The 14,098-nt window shown below is 59.2% G+C and carries 14 protein-coding genes and 1 pseudogene; 14 read left to right on the forward strand and 1 reads right to left on the reverse strand.

The window, feature by feature from the left end; translation table 11 throughout:
• Positions 1-269: 269 nt before the first annotated feature.
• The 13 genes from AF71_RS02995 to AF71_RS03055 all read left to right on the forward strand — a co-directional run bounded on the left by AF71_RS02995 (position 270) and on the right by AF71_RS03055 (position 12,016).
• Entirely contained in the window at positions 270-1,595 is a 1,326-nt protein-coding gene (locus AF71_RS02995) for an ABC transporter substrate-binding protein (protein ID WP_018855614.1), read from the forward strand.
• Between the two features lie 101 nt (positions 1,596-1,696).
• Positions 1,697-2,665 (forward strand): sugar ABC transporter permease, encoded by a 969-nt coding sequence (locus AF71_RS03000; protein WP_192240164.1) that lies wholly within the window; start codon positions 1,697-1,699, stop codon positions 2,663-2,665.
• On the forward strand, positions 2,662-3,615 hold the full coding sequence (locus tag AF71_RS03005; RefSeq protein WP_025658499.1) for a carbohydrate ABC transporter permease: 954 nt from the start codon (positions 2,662-2,664) through the stop codon (positions 3,613-3,615). Before AF71_RS03000 ends, AF71_RS03005 begins: the two co-directional genes overlap by 4 nt.
• Positions 3,612-3,827 carry a hypothetical protein gene (locus AF71_RS03010; protein ID WP_169679807.1) on the forward strand — a complete coding sequence of 72 codons (216 nt, stop codon included), beginning with the start codon at positions 3,612-3,614 and terminating at the stop codon, positions 3,825-3,827. The genes AF71_RS03005 and AF71_RS03010 overlap by 4 nt, the downstream gene beginning before the upstream one ends.
• A 3-nt stretch (positions 3,828-3,830) precedes the next feature.
• Positions 3,831-4,928, forward strand: a complete 1,098-nt coding sequence (locus tag AF71_RS03015) for an ABC transporter ATP-binding protein (protein ID WP_169679810.1) — start codon at positions 3,831-3,833, stop codon at positions 4,926-4,928.
• Positions 4,921-5,928 (forward strand): ABC transporter ATP-binding protein, encoded by a 1,008-nt coding sequence (locus AF71_RS03020; protein ID WP_169679814.1) that lies wholly within the window; start codon positions 4,921-4,923, stop codon positions 5,926-5,928. Before AF71_RS03015 ends, AF71_RS03020 begins: the two co-directional genes overlap by 8 nt.
• A gap of 46 nt (positions 5,929-5,974) precedes the next feature.
• A complete protein-coding gene (locus AF71_RS03025) occupies positions 5,975-7,615 on the forward strand; it encodes a dihydroxyacetone kinase subunit DhaK (protein ID WP_169679818.1) in 1,641 nt (546 codons plus the stop codon).
• A gap of 22 nt (positions 7,616-7,637) precedes the next feature.
• On the forward strand, positions 7,638-8,252 hold the full coding sequence (gene dhaL, locus AF71_RS03030; RefSeq protein ID WP_169679821.1) for a dihydroxyacetone kinase subunit DhaL: 615 nt from the start codon (positions 7,638-7,640) through the stop codon (positions 8,250-8,252).
• Positions 8,249-8,647, forward strand: a complete 399-nt coding sequence (gene dhaM / locus AF71_RS03035; protein WP_018855606.1) for a dihydroxyacetone kinase phosphoryl donor subunit DhaM — start codon at positions 8,249-8,251, stop codon at positions 8,645-8,647. The genes dhaL and dhaM overlap by 4 nt, the downstream gene beginning before the upstream one ends.
• Entirely contained in the window at positions 8,647-8,991 is a 345-nt protein-coding gene (locus AF71_RS03040) for an HPr family phosphocarrier protein (protein WP_018855605.1), read from the forward strand. Before dhaM ends, AF71_RS03040 begins: the two co-directional genes overlap by 1 nt.
• Positions 8,975-10,555 carry a putative PEP-binding protein gene (locus AF71_RS03045; protein WP_169679824.1) on the forward strand — a complete coding sequence of 527 codons (1,581 nt, stop codon included), beginning with the start codon at positions 8,975-8,977 and terminating at the stop codon, positions 10,553-10,555. Before AF71_RS03040 ends, AF71_RS03045 begins: the two co-directional genes overlap by 17 nt.
• A gap of 2 nt (positions 10,556-10,557) precedes the next feature.
• A complete protein-coding gene (locus tag AF71_RS03050) occupies positions 10,558-10,968 on the forward strand; it encodes a hypothetical protein (RefSeq protein ID WP_062371674.1) in 411 nt (136 codons plus the stop codon).
• Positions 10,969-11,023: 55 nt separating this feature from the next.
• On the forward strand, positions 11,024-12,016 hold the full coding sequence (locus tag AF71_RS03055) for a dihydroxyacetone kinase subunit DhaK (protein ID WP_169679827.1): 993 nt from the start codon (positions 11,024-11,026) through the stop codon (positions 12,014-12,016).
• 257 nt (positions 12,017-12,273) lie between these two features.
• Here AF71_RS03055 and AF71_RS03060 read toward each other — a convergent pair whose 3' ends face one another.
• Entirely contained in the window at positions 12,274-13,677 is a 1,404-nt protein-coding gene (locus tag AF71_RS03060) for an ATP-binding protein (protein ID WP_169679830.1), read from the reverse strand.
• Positions 13,678-13,789: 112 nt separating this feature from the next.
• Between AF71_RS03060 and AF71_RS03065 the strand changes: the two are divergent.
• A pseudogene (locus AF71_RS03065) lies at positions 13,790-14,020 on the forward strand (phenazine biosynthesis protein PhzF); the annotation flags it as partial.
• Positions 14,021-14,098: the final 78 nt, after the last annotated feature.

A 14,098-nucleotide genomic window follows, 5' to 3' on the forward strand; every position in this document is an offset into this window, starting at 1 on the left:
GCCAGTGCGGCCGCTCTCTGCCCCTGTTTCGGAGGTAACCGCGGTCGGTTCAACCGGCAGCAATGATCTTGTGGCCACGGGCGCAGGTAAGCATGGAGGTCAGCAATTGCTGCGGAGCAACAACGATTGCCACTTGCAATGTTTATAAAAATATCTATCACTAAACATATTGCTAAACATGAGAGTTGAGGAGTTCATGTAGGCATTCTCGCAAATGGGTGAACTTGCGCGGTCGGCGGGGAGCCGGCCTTTGGTTCTGGGAGGAACTTATGCAAAAGAAATCGAAAGCCCTTCTCGGGCTGGCCTCGGCGTTCATCATCTCGTCGGCGCTGCCCAATCTCGCCAAAGCCGACCAGTTGACGCTCTGCTGGGCCGCATGGGATCCGGCAAACGCACTGGTCGAACTCTCCAAGGATTTCACCGCCAAAACCGGCACTGAAATGAAGTTCGAGTTCGTACCGTGGACGAGCTATGCAGACCGCTTCCTCAATGAACTGAACTCCCATGGCAAGCTCTGCGACCTGATCATCGGCGACAGCCAGTGGATCGGTGGCTCGGCTGAAAACGGCCATTACGTCAAGCTCAACGACTTCTTCGACAAGGAAGGCATCAAGATGGATGACTTCGTGCCGGCGACGGTTGTCGGCTATTCGGAATGGCCGAAGAATACGCCGAACTATTGGGCGCTGCCCGCCATGGGCGATGTGGTCGGCTGGACCTACCGCAAGGACTGGTTCGAGCGGCCGGAACTGCAGAAGGAATTCAAGGCAAAGTATGGTCACGATCTCGCGGCGCCAAAGACCTACGACGAGCTGAAGCAGATCGCCGAGTTCTTCCAGAAGCGCGAGATCGATGGCAAGACCGTCTACGGCGCCTCGATCTATACGGAGCGCGGCTCTGAAGGCATCACGATGGGCGTGACCAACGTCCTCTACGATTGGGGCTTCCAGTACGACAACCCAGACAAGCCCTACGAGATGGAAGGCTTCGTCAATTCGCCCGATGCGGTCAAGGGACTGGAGTTCTACAAGGCACTCTATGACTGCTGCACACCGCCCGGCAGTTCCAACGTTTACATGGTTGAATCCGCCGACGCCTTCAAGTCCGGCCAGGTGGCCATGCAGATGAACTTCGCCTTCACATGGCCGGGTCTCTACAAGGATGAGAAAGTCGGTGGCGACAAGATCGGCTTCTTCCCCAATCCGGCGGAAAAGAAACATTTCGCCCAGCTTGGCGGACAGGGTATCTCGGTCGTCTCCTACTCCGACAAGAAAGACGCGGCACTGCAGTACATCAAGTGGTTCGCCCAGCCTGAAGTGCAGGCCAAGTGGTGGCAGCTCGGCGGCTACTCGTGCCTGAAGTCAGTTGTGAACGCCCCGGACTTTGCGTCCAGCCAACCATATGCCCAGGCATTCCTGGACTCGATGGCGATCGTCAAGGATTTCTGGGCAGAGCCAAGCTACGCAACCCTCCTGCAGGACATGCAGAAGCGCGTTCATAACTATGTCGTGGCCGGCAACGGCACTGCTCAGGAGGCGCTCGATGGCCTCGTGAAGGACTGGACCGAAGTCTTCAAGGACGACGGCAAGATCTAGTGTCCGGCTGGACGCAAAACATTCTTGCCAGAATGGCGGCCCGGATTGCCAAGACTGCCGGGCCGCCACGTGTCTCACATACGCAAAGACCAGGTGATACCTTGAACATTTCATCTTCCTCCATGGTCGAAAAGGCAGCTGACGCGACTGCGAGGGCGACGCCGACATCGGTCGCACGCCGTGTCCGAGGACTATCCGACCGAGCGATTGCCTGGTTGTTCATTGCACCGGCCATCATCCTGCTTCTCGCCATCAACATCTTCCCGCTCATCTGGGCGATCTATCTGTCGTTCACGAACTATCGTGCCAACCGCCCGAATGCGCCTGTTCTGAACGTCGGATTTAGCAACTACCAGCGTGTCCTGAACGACCCCGATATCTGGCAGGCCATGCAGACGACGGCGCATTTCGTGTTTTGGACGATCCTGCTGCAGACGGTTATCGGCTTTACGCTCGCCTATCTGATCGACCGCAAGTTTCGTGGCCACGCGTTCTGGACGACGCTCATCCTGATACCGATGATGCTGTCTCCGGCTGTTGTCGGAAATTTCTGGCGCTTTCTCTACGAGCCGCAGATTGGTCTTTTCGCCTACGCGGTTTCGCTCATCACCGGCATTCCGACCGCCGACATCCAGATGCTCGGCAGTGTCACGCTGGCGCCTTGGGCCATCATCATTGTCGATACCTGGATGTGGACGCCTTATGTCATGCTGATCTGCCTCGCGGGCCTGCGATCCATCCCGGACTACATCTATGAGGCAGCCGAGGTCGACCGTGCCTCCCCATGGCGGCAATTCTGGTCGATCACCGTCCCGATGGCCCTGCCTTTCATCATGCTCGCCGTACTGTTCCGCGGCATCGAGAACTTCAAGATGTTCGACATGGTTACACTGCTGACAGGTGGCGGCCCGGGTTCGACCACCGAAGTGGCCTCGATCACCTTGAAGCGTACGGCCTTCGAGAGCTGGGCGACAGGGCGGGCGTCTGCCTTCGCCATCATCCTCTTCGTTGCCGTGTTCGGCCTCGCCAACATCTACGTCAAGGCACTTAACAGGGTGAAGCAACGATGAGCTCCGTCACCTCAGCCCATTCCGTCGTCGAACCAAGCCGGGCCAACAAGCGGATCGCCGGCACCATCGTTATCCTCTACGCCCTGATCACCATGATCCCGCTCGTCTGGATCTTCCTGACCAGCATCAAGTCTCCGCCGGACTCCATCAGCTATCCTCCGAAGATCATCTTCACACCGACGCTGGAAGGCTACTGCAACCTTTTGACAACAAGGACGCGGCAGACGCCGGAATATATAGCCTCCCTGCCCGCGCCGACCGGCACCTGCGACGAGGTCACCCGCAAGCGCAACATGGTGATCGCCGGTCCCTCGAATTTCCTTCCGCGCTTTGCCAACTCGCTGGTGATTGCCTTCGGCTCGACATTCCTGGCCGTCTCATTGGGAACGCTGGCCGCCTATGGCTTCTCGCGTTTCCGGGTCCCCCTTGCCGACGACCTGTTGTTCTTCATCCTGTCGACACGCATGATGCCGCCGATCGCCGTCGCCATCCCAATTTATCTCATGTATCGGGAGCTTGGTCTTTCCGACACGGCGCTGGGCATGATCCTGCTTTACACCGCGGTCAACGTCTCCCTTGCAGTCTGGCTCCTGAAGGGCTTCATCGACGAGATCCCACGGGAGTACGAGGAGGCAGCGATGATCGACGGCTACACGCGGCTGCAGGCTTTCTGGAAAGTCGTCCTGCCGCAAGCAACGACCGGCATTGCCGCCACCGCGATCTTCTGTCTGATCTTTGCCTGGAACGAGTATGCCTTTGCGGCACTGCTGACATCGGGCGAAGCCCAGACGGCACCGCCCTTCATTCCGACCATTATCGGCGAGGGCGGTCAGGACTGGCCGGCGGTGGCGGCGGGAACAACGATCTTCCTGATCCCGATTCTCGTCTTCACCATTCTCCTGCGCAAGCAGCTCTTGCGTGGCATCACCTTCGGAGCGGTCCGCAAATGATCCACCTCATAGAAACACCGCGCCCCCCATCCCGCCCGAAGCGCCCGCTCTTTCTGCGTCGCGGTCCAATGGAAAATATCGCAACCGCGTTGATTGCCATCGGCTTCCTCATGCTCTTCCAGCCATTCCTGTTGGTGCTCTACACCTACTCGCTGGTGACGCTGCTTGCGGGCACGGCCATGTTCATCATCGTCTCGAAGTTTCCGGAGTGAGCCATGGCGGACATCAGAATAGAAAATCTCCGCAAGCAGTTTGGCAGCTTCGTTGCTGTGCAGGATTCAAGCTTCACCATCCATGACGGCGAATTCCTGGCACTGCTTGGTCCGTCCGGCTGCGGCAAGACGACGACGCTGCGCATGATCGCCGGTCTGGAACTGCCGACCAGCGGCAAGATCTATCTTGACGGCGAAGACGTCACCTTCAACCGCGCCAGCGCGCGCGATATCGCTTTCGTCTTCCAGCTCTTTGCGCTCTATCCGCATATGAACGTGCGCAAGAACATCGCCTTTCCGCTGCTGTCGCAAGGCATGCCGAAGGCCGAGATCCGCCAGCGCGTCGAGGAAACCGCGCGGCTGCTGCAGATCGATCATATCCTTGACCGGTCGGTCTCCGGACTTGCCGGCGGCGACCGGCAGCGTGTGGCGCTTGGTCGCGCCATCGTGCGCCGTCCCAAATGCTTCCTGATGGACGAACCGCTGGGGACGCTCGACGCCGAATTTCGCGAGGTCATGGTTCACGAACTTCGTGAACTGCACAACCGCATTCAAGCGACGACGGTGTACGTCACCCATGACCAGCATGAGGCGATGGCGATGGCCGACAAGATTGCCGTCATGAACCATGGGGTCATCGAGCAATTCGGTACGCCCCAGGAAATCTACAGCAAGCCCGCCACCATGTATGTCGCCGATTTCATCGGCTCGCCGTCGATGAATTTCATGCGCTTCACCTCGGGGCTGCAGACAGGCGCGCGATCCGTCTCGCTGCATGGGGTCGATGTCGCCGTTCCCGAGGTGCACCAGGACCTGGCCGAGGCCGAATTGGCACTCGGGGTTCGGCCTGAGCATATTCGCCTGAGCGATACGTCGCCCTTGAGGGGAGCGGTTTATGGCAGCGAATACCTCGGGACCAATCAGGTCGTGACGATCGAGACGTCGAGCGGCGTCATCAAGGCGCGAGTTCCGGCAAACCGCAACTTCCGTATCGGCGAGACGGTCGGTCTTGACTTCAATTCGGCCAAGCTCGCGCTGTTTGACTGCCAGTCGGGCCGCGCCATTGCTTCGGCACTCTACTCGGAGGCCGAGCATGGCTGACATCGTCCTCAAGGGCCTCGACAAGCGTTTTGGCGACACGCAGGCTCTGTCTGATCTCAACCTTTCAATCCGCGATGGCGAGTTCGTCGTCCTGCTTGGGCCGACCGGTGCCGGCAAGACGACGACGCTGCGCCTCATCGCCGGCCTGGAACGACCGGATAGCGGTCGCATCGAGATCAATGGTCGCAACGTCTCGGGCGAAGCGCCCGCCGAGCGCGACGTCGCCTTCGTCTTCCAGCAATATTCGCTCTATCCGCACATGACGGTTTACGACAACCTCGCCTTCCCGCTGCGAGCGCCTGTGCGCAAGCTGGGGGCTGAAGAGATCGACCGTCGCGTGCGCGAAATTGCGCGTATGGTCCGGATCGACCACAAGCTTGAGAACCGTTCGACGCGTCTGTCGGGCGGCGAAATGCAGCGTGTCGCGATCGGCCGGGCGTTGGTACGTCGGCCCGCCATCTACCTGATGGACGAGCCCCTCTCGTCGCTCGATGCGAAGCTGCGTGCCGAACTGCGCCTGGAACTCAAGCGGATCCAGGAGGAACTCGGTTCTACCTTGCTTTACGTGACCCACGACCAGGTCGAAGCCATGACGATGGCGGATCGGATCGGCATTGTTGCTGGAGGCAGGCTGTTGCAGGTCGGGACGCCGCGTGAAATCTACGGCAATCCCACCAGCCTCGATGTCGCTGCCCGGCTTGGCCAACCGCATATCAACCTGCTGCCCGCCGATCTCCTGCCAGGCGCCAATCCGCCGCCAGGTACCAGGACGATCGGTGCTCGAACCGAGCATCTCGATATCATGGTCGAAAAGAATGCCAATGCCGAAATCGACTGGATCGAGCACCTTGGCGACCAGAACCACCTTCACATCCGGGTGCGCGACCACAAGCTCGTCACACTTGCCGATCCATATCTCGCAATCCGGCCGGGTGATCGAATCAGCCTCACGTTACGCGATCCGCTCTATTTCGACGCCAGCGGCCAGCGTCTGGGCTAGAATTGAACGATACAAAACACACTGCATAAAAGACGGGTCTCTCTCCATGAAACATTTCTTCAATCGCCGGGAAACCATTGTTACCGAAGCCCTCGATGGTCTGCTCTTGACAAGCAGTGCCGGTCGTCTTGCCCGTCTCGATAGCTTCCCCGACATCAAGGTGATCTTGCGCGCGGATTGGGATAAATCGAAGGTCGCGATCATCTCCGGCGGCGGCGCGGGTCACGAGCCCTCGCATGCCGGCTTCGTCGGCAAGGGCATGCTGACAGCAGCTGTATCGGGCGAGATCTTTGCTTCGCCGAGCGTCGATGCCGTGCTGACGGCCATCCGTGCGGTAACGGGCCCCAAGGGCGCCCTGCTGATCGTCAAGAACTATACGGGCGACCGGCTCAACTTTGGCCTCGCTGCCGAAAAGGCCCGGGCCGAAGGCTTCGATGTCGAGATGGTGATCGTTGCCGACGATATTGCCATCCCCGAAATCAACCAGCCCCGCGGCGTTGCCGGTACCTTGTTTGTGCATAAGATCGCCGGCTACCACGCCGAAGCAGGAGCCGGCCTGAAGACGGTCGCCGCACAAGCGGCTGCCGCAGCCCGAGATATCGTTTCACTCGGCATGTCGCTTTCGACCTGCAGCGTTCCCGGTCAGGCGCATGAGGATCGGCTCGGCGCCAATGAAGGGGAGCTTGGCCTCGGCATCCATGGCGAGCCCGGTGTCGAGCGGATCGCCTTGCAACCGGTTGTCGACCTTGTCGCGACGATGACCGAGCGACTGGCCGCAAGACTGGATGGTGCACATGACCACGCACTGTTGATCAACAACCTTGGCGCCGTGCCGCCGCTTGAGATGGGCGTCATTGCCAATGCCGTGTTGTCCTCGCCGGTCACGCGTCGCGTGCGCCTGATCGTCGGACCGGCACCGATGATGACCGCGCTCAACATGAACGGTTTTTCGCTTTCGCTCATTCGGCTGGACGCTGCTCGCGAAGCCGCGCTGAAGTCCGCAGTCGGGCCGCATGCCTGGCCACCCGTCGCCGAACGGCACGAGATCGCCATCGTTCCCGCCCCGGATAAGTTATCTGGCCGGGATGAAGTGGTCTCGGCAAGCGATGACAGCCGGAGCCGTCGCCTTTTGACGGCGGTCTGCGAGCATCTGATTTCCCTCGAGAGCGAGTTGAACCGCCTCGATGGCCGCGTCGGTGATGGCGATACCGGTTCCACCGTGGCAACAGGGGCGCGTAGCGTTCTTTCCCGCATTGACACGCTGCCGCTGAAGGATGCTGGCGCCACCATGGCCTCGATCGGTGAAATCCTGAGCACGAGCATGGGCGGCTCCAGTGGCGTACTGCTCTCGATCTTTTTTACGGCCGCCTCCAAGGCCATGGCGGAAAAGGCTGATATAGCCGCTGCCCTGCTTGCCGGGCTCGATCGGATGACGTTCTATGGAGGCGCCGGCATCGGCGATCGTACCATGGTCGACGCGCTGGCGCCCGCACTCGCGGCCCTGGCATCAGGTGATGTCGCGGCCGCGGCGAAGGCTGCGGCTACCGGTGCTCAATCGACAAAGGCGATGCTGAAGGCGAAGGCCGGCCGCGCCTCCTATGTCGGTGAGAAGGATCTGGAGGGAGTGCCGGATCCCGGGGCTGTCGCTACGGCGGGCGTGTTCGAAGTCGTTGCAGCGCTGGCATGAATTGGCGATTGGAGGATATCGGATGCAGGCAGAACCGGTTCTTCTTACGGGATTGATCGAGACTTGCCGGGCAACGATTGCGGCAAACAGCGAACATCTCTGCGCGCTTGATCGGGCGATTGGGGACGGTGACCACGGAACGAATATGCGCCGTGGCTGCGACGCAGTCAGCGCCGAGGAAGCCTCTGTTGCAACTCTTCCCTTGCCCGACGCGCTTGAAAAGATCGGACTGACGCTCGTTATGAACATCGGTGGCGCGGCCGGCCCTCTCTATGGCACACTGCTCATGGAGATGGGTCGCGAGCTCCGTGCATTGAACCAGAACCAAGATTTTCCAGCGGTACTGAGGCAGGCAATTGATGCGGTCGCCCGTCGAGGCCGCTCGCATGCCGGGGACAAAACCCTTCTCGATGTTCTCTATCCGGTTCAGGACGCACTCGCGCATTGTTCATCTTTGACGGACATCGCACGTCAAGCCGAAGTTGCTGCCGAGCGGACGTCTGCCATGAGGGCGATGCGCGGACGGGCTTCCTATCTCGGCGACCGGTCAATCGGCCATGTCGATCCGGGCGCTTCAAGTTGTGCGCTTCTGACAACCGCGATCTGCCGCTATCTCGAGGAGCACCGCAGCGCATGAATGCGAAGACGCCAAACGTCGGAATTGTAATTGTCTCCCACTCGCCGCTCATTGCGCGTGGCACCGCCGATATGGTGCGGCAAATGGTGGGCGACAGCGTGCCGCTCGCCTGGTCCGGTGGCAACAGTCACGGCGAGTTGGGAACGGATGCCGGCGGAATTCTCAAAGCCATCGAAGAGGCCTGGTCGGACGCCGGCGTAGCCGTCTTCGTCGATCTGGGTGGAGCTGAAACCAACAGCGAAATGGCAATCGAAATGCTCGGCTCGCCCCGGTCCAAGCGGGTATCGATCTGCAACGCCCCTATCGTTGAAGGAGCCGTGATCGCCGCTGCCGAGGCCTCCGGTGGCGCCTCACTGACCAAGGTGGTCGCAACGGCAGAGGAGCTCTCACCCTGATGAGCAGTGGATTGCGCATAGGAACCCATGAGGCAGGGCAGGTCCATGCCAGTTGCCAGACGGAGGTCGAGGTCAAGCATGGCGTCGGACTGCATGCCCGGCCTTCGGTGACGTTCACGCGGCTGGCAAAGTCGTTCCCCTGCTCCATCGAGGTCGCTGTCAATGGCAGCGACGTCTGGCTGAACGGCAAGAGCATCATCAAGATCATGGGCGCCAAGATCCGCAAGGGCTCGGTGCTTAAGATTCGCGCCGACGGAATCCTCGCCGAAGAAGCGATCCGGGCATTGAAGGGCCTCGTCGAGCGCAATTTCGATGAGGAAAAGAAGCATGGCCGCCCCGCTTAGATTGAAAGGCACGAGCGCGGCGCCAGGTGTTGCCAACGGACCGGCCTTCGTCGCCGAACCAATGGCCCCTGCCCCGTCACCGCCATCAAGCATCTCCGGCCATGCCGAACTCGCCAGCGCAGTCGACACCGCCATCCGCGAACTGCGGGACCTTGGCACCGGGGCAGACTCCGAGGGCGGCGACATCGTCGAGTTTCAGATTGAGGTGCTCCGCGATCCAACGCTGACCGAGATGGCCGGCGCGCGTATCGATGCCGGTGAAAATGTAGCTTTCGCCTGGATCGGAACGCTCGATGGTTACATCCGGGAACTGGAATGCTCGGAAGAAGATCAACTAAGGGCGCGTGCCGTCGACATTCTGGACATCAAGAACCGCGTCCTCTCCGTACTCACCGGAACGCCCGTCGACGACTTTCCAGCCGGATCCATCTATGTCGGAAAGGACATGGAGCCCAGCCGCTTCCTCGCCCATGACTGGTCGGCAGGCGGCGGTATCGTTCTCTTCGGAGGGAGTGCCGTCGGCCATGTCGCCCTGCTTGCCAAATCCCGGTCCGTTCCGATGGTAATTGGTACCGGCCGCTTCACGACCGAGGAAGGGCAACACATGGGAGTCGACGGTGATTCAGGTATTGTCATTCTTAAGACAGCCAAGGACCATGCGACGTCGACGCAAGTCAGCCGTCCGCCAACAAGCACCGCACCGCCACTCGACAGCGGAATCCTGCATACCGCGGACGGAGCGCAGGTCCTCTTGTCCGTCAATGTCAATGCTCCTGACGAAATCGATGCGATCCCGGTCGCGACAACCGCCGGAATAGGGCTGATGCGCTCGGAGTTCGCGGTGACGTCGCTCGGGGATGCCGCAAACGAAGAAAAGCAATTTGAGATCTATCGCCGCCTCCTGGATTGGGCGGATGGCCGACCCGTGACAATCCGTATGTTGGATATCGGTGGCGACAAGCCCCTCTCCGGCCTCACGGAAATGTCCTCGTTGCGCGGCATTCGTCTTCTTCTAGCCCGGCCCGAAATTGCGCGCGTTCAAACGCGAGCGCTTTTGCGCGCGGCCGTCTTCGGCAATCTTCGCATCATGCTGCCGATGGTGACATTTCCGTCTGATGTCGACGATATCAGGCAGATCTATCGCGAAGAATCCAGCCTGCTCGCAAGCAGGGGTGTGCCGCACCGTATTCCCCCGATCGGCATGATGGTGGAGGTCCCGGCGGCGGCCCTCATGCTCGATCAATTCGAAAATGCAGACTTCTTTTCGTTTGGTACAAATGACCTTTCGCAATACCTGGTCGCTTCCGCACGCGAGCAGGCCGACTTTGCTCGTTATCAGGCCCGCGCAGTGCCCGCAGTGCTGCGCCTCGTGGCACGGGCGGTCAAGCTTGCCGGCAAAAAACCAGTCAGCATTTGCGGAGACATGGCCGGCGATCCATCCCGTATCTCTGATCTTCTCGCCGTCGGTCTGCGGCATTTTTCCGTGGCGCCAGATCGCCTTCCCACGATAAGATCGGCCATAGTCGGTCTGAATGCCGATGGAACAAGGGCAGCCGGAGAATAGGGATGGCGCGCGAAGACACCGAAGACGCCATTATCGCCTATAAGAATATTCTGGCGCAGATCATCGAAAACCGGCCTTCGGGAACCCGTCAGCGGCTGGCGACGGAACTCGGCAAGCATCGCAGCTTCGTCACCCAGATAACCAGCCCCATTTATGCGACGCCTCTTCCTGCGCGTCATCTTGCGACGATCTTCCGGGTTTGCCATTTCAGCGCCGCCGAACAGGAACGCTTTCTCGACGCTTATCAGATCGCCCATCCCGGCAAACTGCCGGAATTTGGCGCCTCGGAGAAATTGCGACACCTTTCCATCATGGTGCCTGACTTCGGTGACGAACGACGCAACCGGCTGCTTGAAGAGGCAATCACCGACTTGGTGCAAAAGATCGCTGCAATTTCGGGATCGCCGGATTGAACGGACCATTGCGCGCGACGAGGCGCTAGATGATCATCGCCTTGGGAGGGGCTTGATGAAGAAATTCATGAATACAGCGGAAACAATGGTCGCCGAAAGCCTCGACGGGTTCGTGCGCGCCCATGAGGACTTCGTTGTGTTCGGCGCTGATCGTAAATTTGTCCGCCGTCGTCACCTCGTTCCGGGCAAGGTGGCAATCATTTCCGGCGGTGGCGCGGGTCACGAACCAATGCATATCGGTTTCGTCGGTCGCGGCATGCTCGATGCAGCATGTGTCGGGCATATCTTCACCTCTCCTACTCCGGACCAGATCGTTGGCGCGATCGAGGAAACGGATACCGGGGCTGGCTGCCTGCTCGTGGTGAAGAACTACGACGGCGATGTCATGAATTTCGAAATGGCGGCAGAGATGGCATCGAGCCGCCACAAGATTGAAATGGTGATCGTGAGCGACGACATCGAAACGGCGCGGACGCAGGACGGGCGCGGCCGACGCGGTGTTGCCGGTACCGTGATCGTTGAGAGACTTCTCGGCGCTGCAGCCGAAAAGGGAATGGCGCTCGCCGAATTGAGAGCCCTTGCCGGTGATCTTTCGCCCCGCGTCAGATCGATGGGTGTCGCTTTGACTGGCGTAACGGTTCCTCACACGCAGCGATCAACCTTTGCGCTCGGCCCGAGTGAGATAGAAATGGGCGTTGGCATTCACGGGGAACCAGGCCACGAGAGAGAGCCCTTCTCCAACGCAGATGCCATCGTCACGCATCTGAGCGCGACAGTCTTCAACGAAGTCGCCCCGGTTGCGGACAAGGCATTGCTTTTCGTGAATGGCCTTGGCGGTACGCCACCGGCCGAACTTTATCTCGCCTACAATACTGCCCACCGCTTCATGACGGATCATGACCTGAGGATCGTACGCTCGCTCGTCGGCACTTACGCCACCTCCCTCGATATGCAGGGCCTTTCCGTCACGCTCGCCATCCTCAGTGAGGAAGAACTTCTCCTGTGGGATTCGCCCGTTGCGACGGCGGCGTTGCGCTGGGGGTGCTAATTTAGGCTCGAGCAATTGCTCCCGTGGAACTGGGCCGTCAAGCAAATTGCACCGAATGGGGCAGAGCCCCCTACATTCAGAACCTCAGGACATCATCGTGAGACACGGAACCACAGAATTTTCCGGCATTAGGTAGCGAAGAGCACCAAAAGCAGCGTAGGCATCTGATTTACTACAGAAATTGCCGACGTTATGGAGCAAGTGCCACATGCGTCAGGCGGCGCGTTGGGAGCGGCAATGCGCCCACGCTATCGCCTCTACCGACGCGGTCTTACCAGTGTTTCTGGGGTTATCAGATGCAGCCGCTCGTCTTCTTTCGCCAAACTCTCGACATCGCTTGAAAAACCACTTCGACTGAAAAACAGGTAGTGCTTGCCCGTCGCTCCTTCCCCGTAAGTCGTTTTCTCGGATCGCTCACGCAACAATCGGACGTGGCCAAGGTCGATCACGCGCGATCGCCATTTGCATTCGCCATAGAAAAATGCACCATCCAACAATCGCCCCGCGACATCGATGTCGAAATCGGCGTGACCCCAAATCTGGCCAACCTCCTGCGTCGGAACCGCAAGGACCTCCTGCAGATGAAGCCTTGCAAATTGAAGGGTGATCGGTTCGAACGCAATCCCCATATATTCGGAGAACCGAGCCTCCACGACGCGGTCGTAAACCTCCTCGCCAAATCCGCTGCTGATAGCGCTCAGGTTTGGTCGCACGAAACGATGCCAGAACGACATCAGGCTGTCTGCAACGCGATAGCGGCGGTTTCGGCCCTTTTCGTCGGCATCCAGCGATTTCGAATTTTCGATCAAATCAAGCGCGAGCAGTTTTGCCAGGTACGGCCCAATACCGTCTGCTTTGACACCCAGTCGGTTTGCGATCTCCGACTTAGTGTTGCAACCGTCAGATATAGCCGCAACCACGCTTGAGTAAAAGGACGGCTCTCTGAGTTCGGTCTGCAGCAGCGTGTTCGGTTCGTCGATCAGGGTGCCTGTCTCTGTGAGCAAGAGTTTGATGACGTTGTTGCGGAGCGGTTCCTGAGCGTCGCAAAGCTGAAGATAGTAGGGAATGCCGCCGAAAATCGCATAGGTTCTGATAATGTCGACGGCCGTGTACTCCGGGAAAAACTTGGCGACGTCGACAAGGGGCAAGGCCTTCATGTCGAGCGACAGGGTTTTTCGCCCGTAAAGCGGGTTCCGTTCCGCCAACAGGTCTTCCATTTGAGAAATGGCAGAGCCGCAAAGGATCAGTTTCATCGCCCCATCTGCAAGTGCGCCGGAATCCCAGAATTTCTGCACGATCGATGGCAGTGCTGGCTCGTTATCAAGCAGATAGGGAAATTCGTCGATCGTGACGATCAATCCCGGATGCTCGCCGGCACGCTCGGCAACATAGTGCAGTACCCCCTCCCAGCTTGACAGGGCTTCGAGCTGTGGCTTTGATCCGATTGCCTTTCCGACATCGGATTTGAACTGTTCCAGGTTCAAAAGTGATGAGACGCGGGTCGCCTGAAAGTAGATTTCTGGGCGGTTCTTGGCGGCCTCCCGAAGGAACCGCGATTTGCCGATCCGCCGTCGGCCAAATACGATGATGAGGGAAGGTCGTTGCGAATCCAATTCGATCCGCACCAGCTTGAGTTCACGTTCGCGCCCGAGAAACTGCATATGCCTTCCTTAGGGTAATTATAATTACCGTAATCGTGATTACCTTAATCGTGTTTACCTTATTGACGATCAGTTTGTCAAGTTTTGCGCGCTACAGGCTCTCCAAACCGCGTTCGAAGTGCGTGCCTTTACGGCGGCCGGTTTTGAAGATCCGGTAACCGGCAGCTTAAATGCAGGCATCGCTCAATGGTTGATTGGCAGCGGCATCGCTCCTTCGTCATACATTGCCAGCCAGGGTAGCGTCCTTGGACGGGAAGGACGTGTTTATGTGGAGCTGGTCGAAGATCGGATTTGGATCGGTGGCGACGTCACGACTTGTATCGAGGGTGTCGCAGCCGTCTAATTTGAACGCCCGCCAACGAAATTACAGCCTCCGCGGCCTCGGCCGTATGGTTACCGCACTGCCGTATATCGCCAGAGA

It is taken from the genome of Rhizobium sp. 57MFTsu3.2, from assembly GCF_012932765.1.
GTDB lineage: Bacteria > Pseudomonadota > Alphaproteobacteria > Rhizobiales > Rhizobiaceae > Rhizobium > Rhizobium altiplani.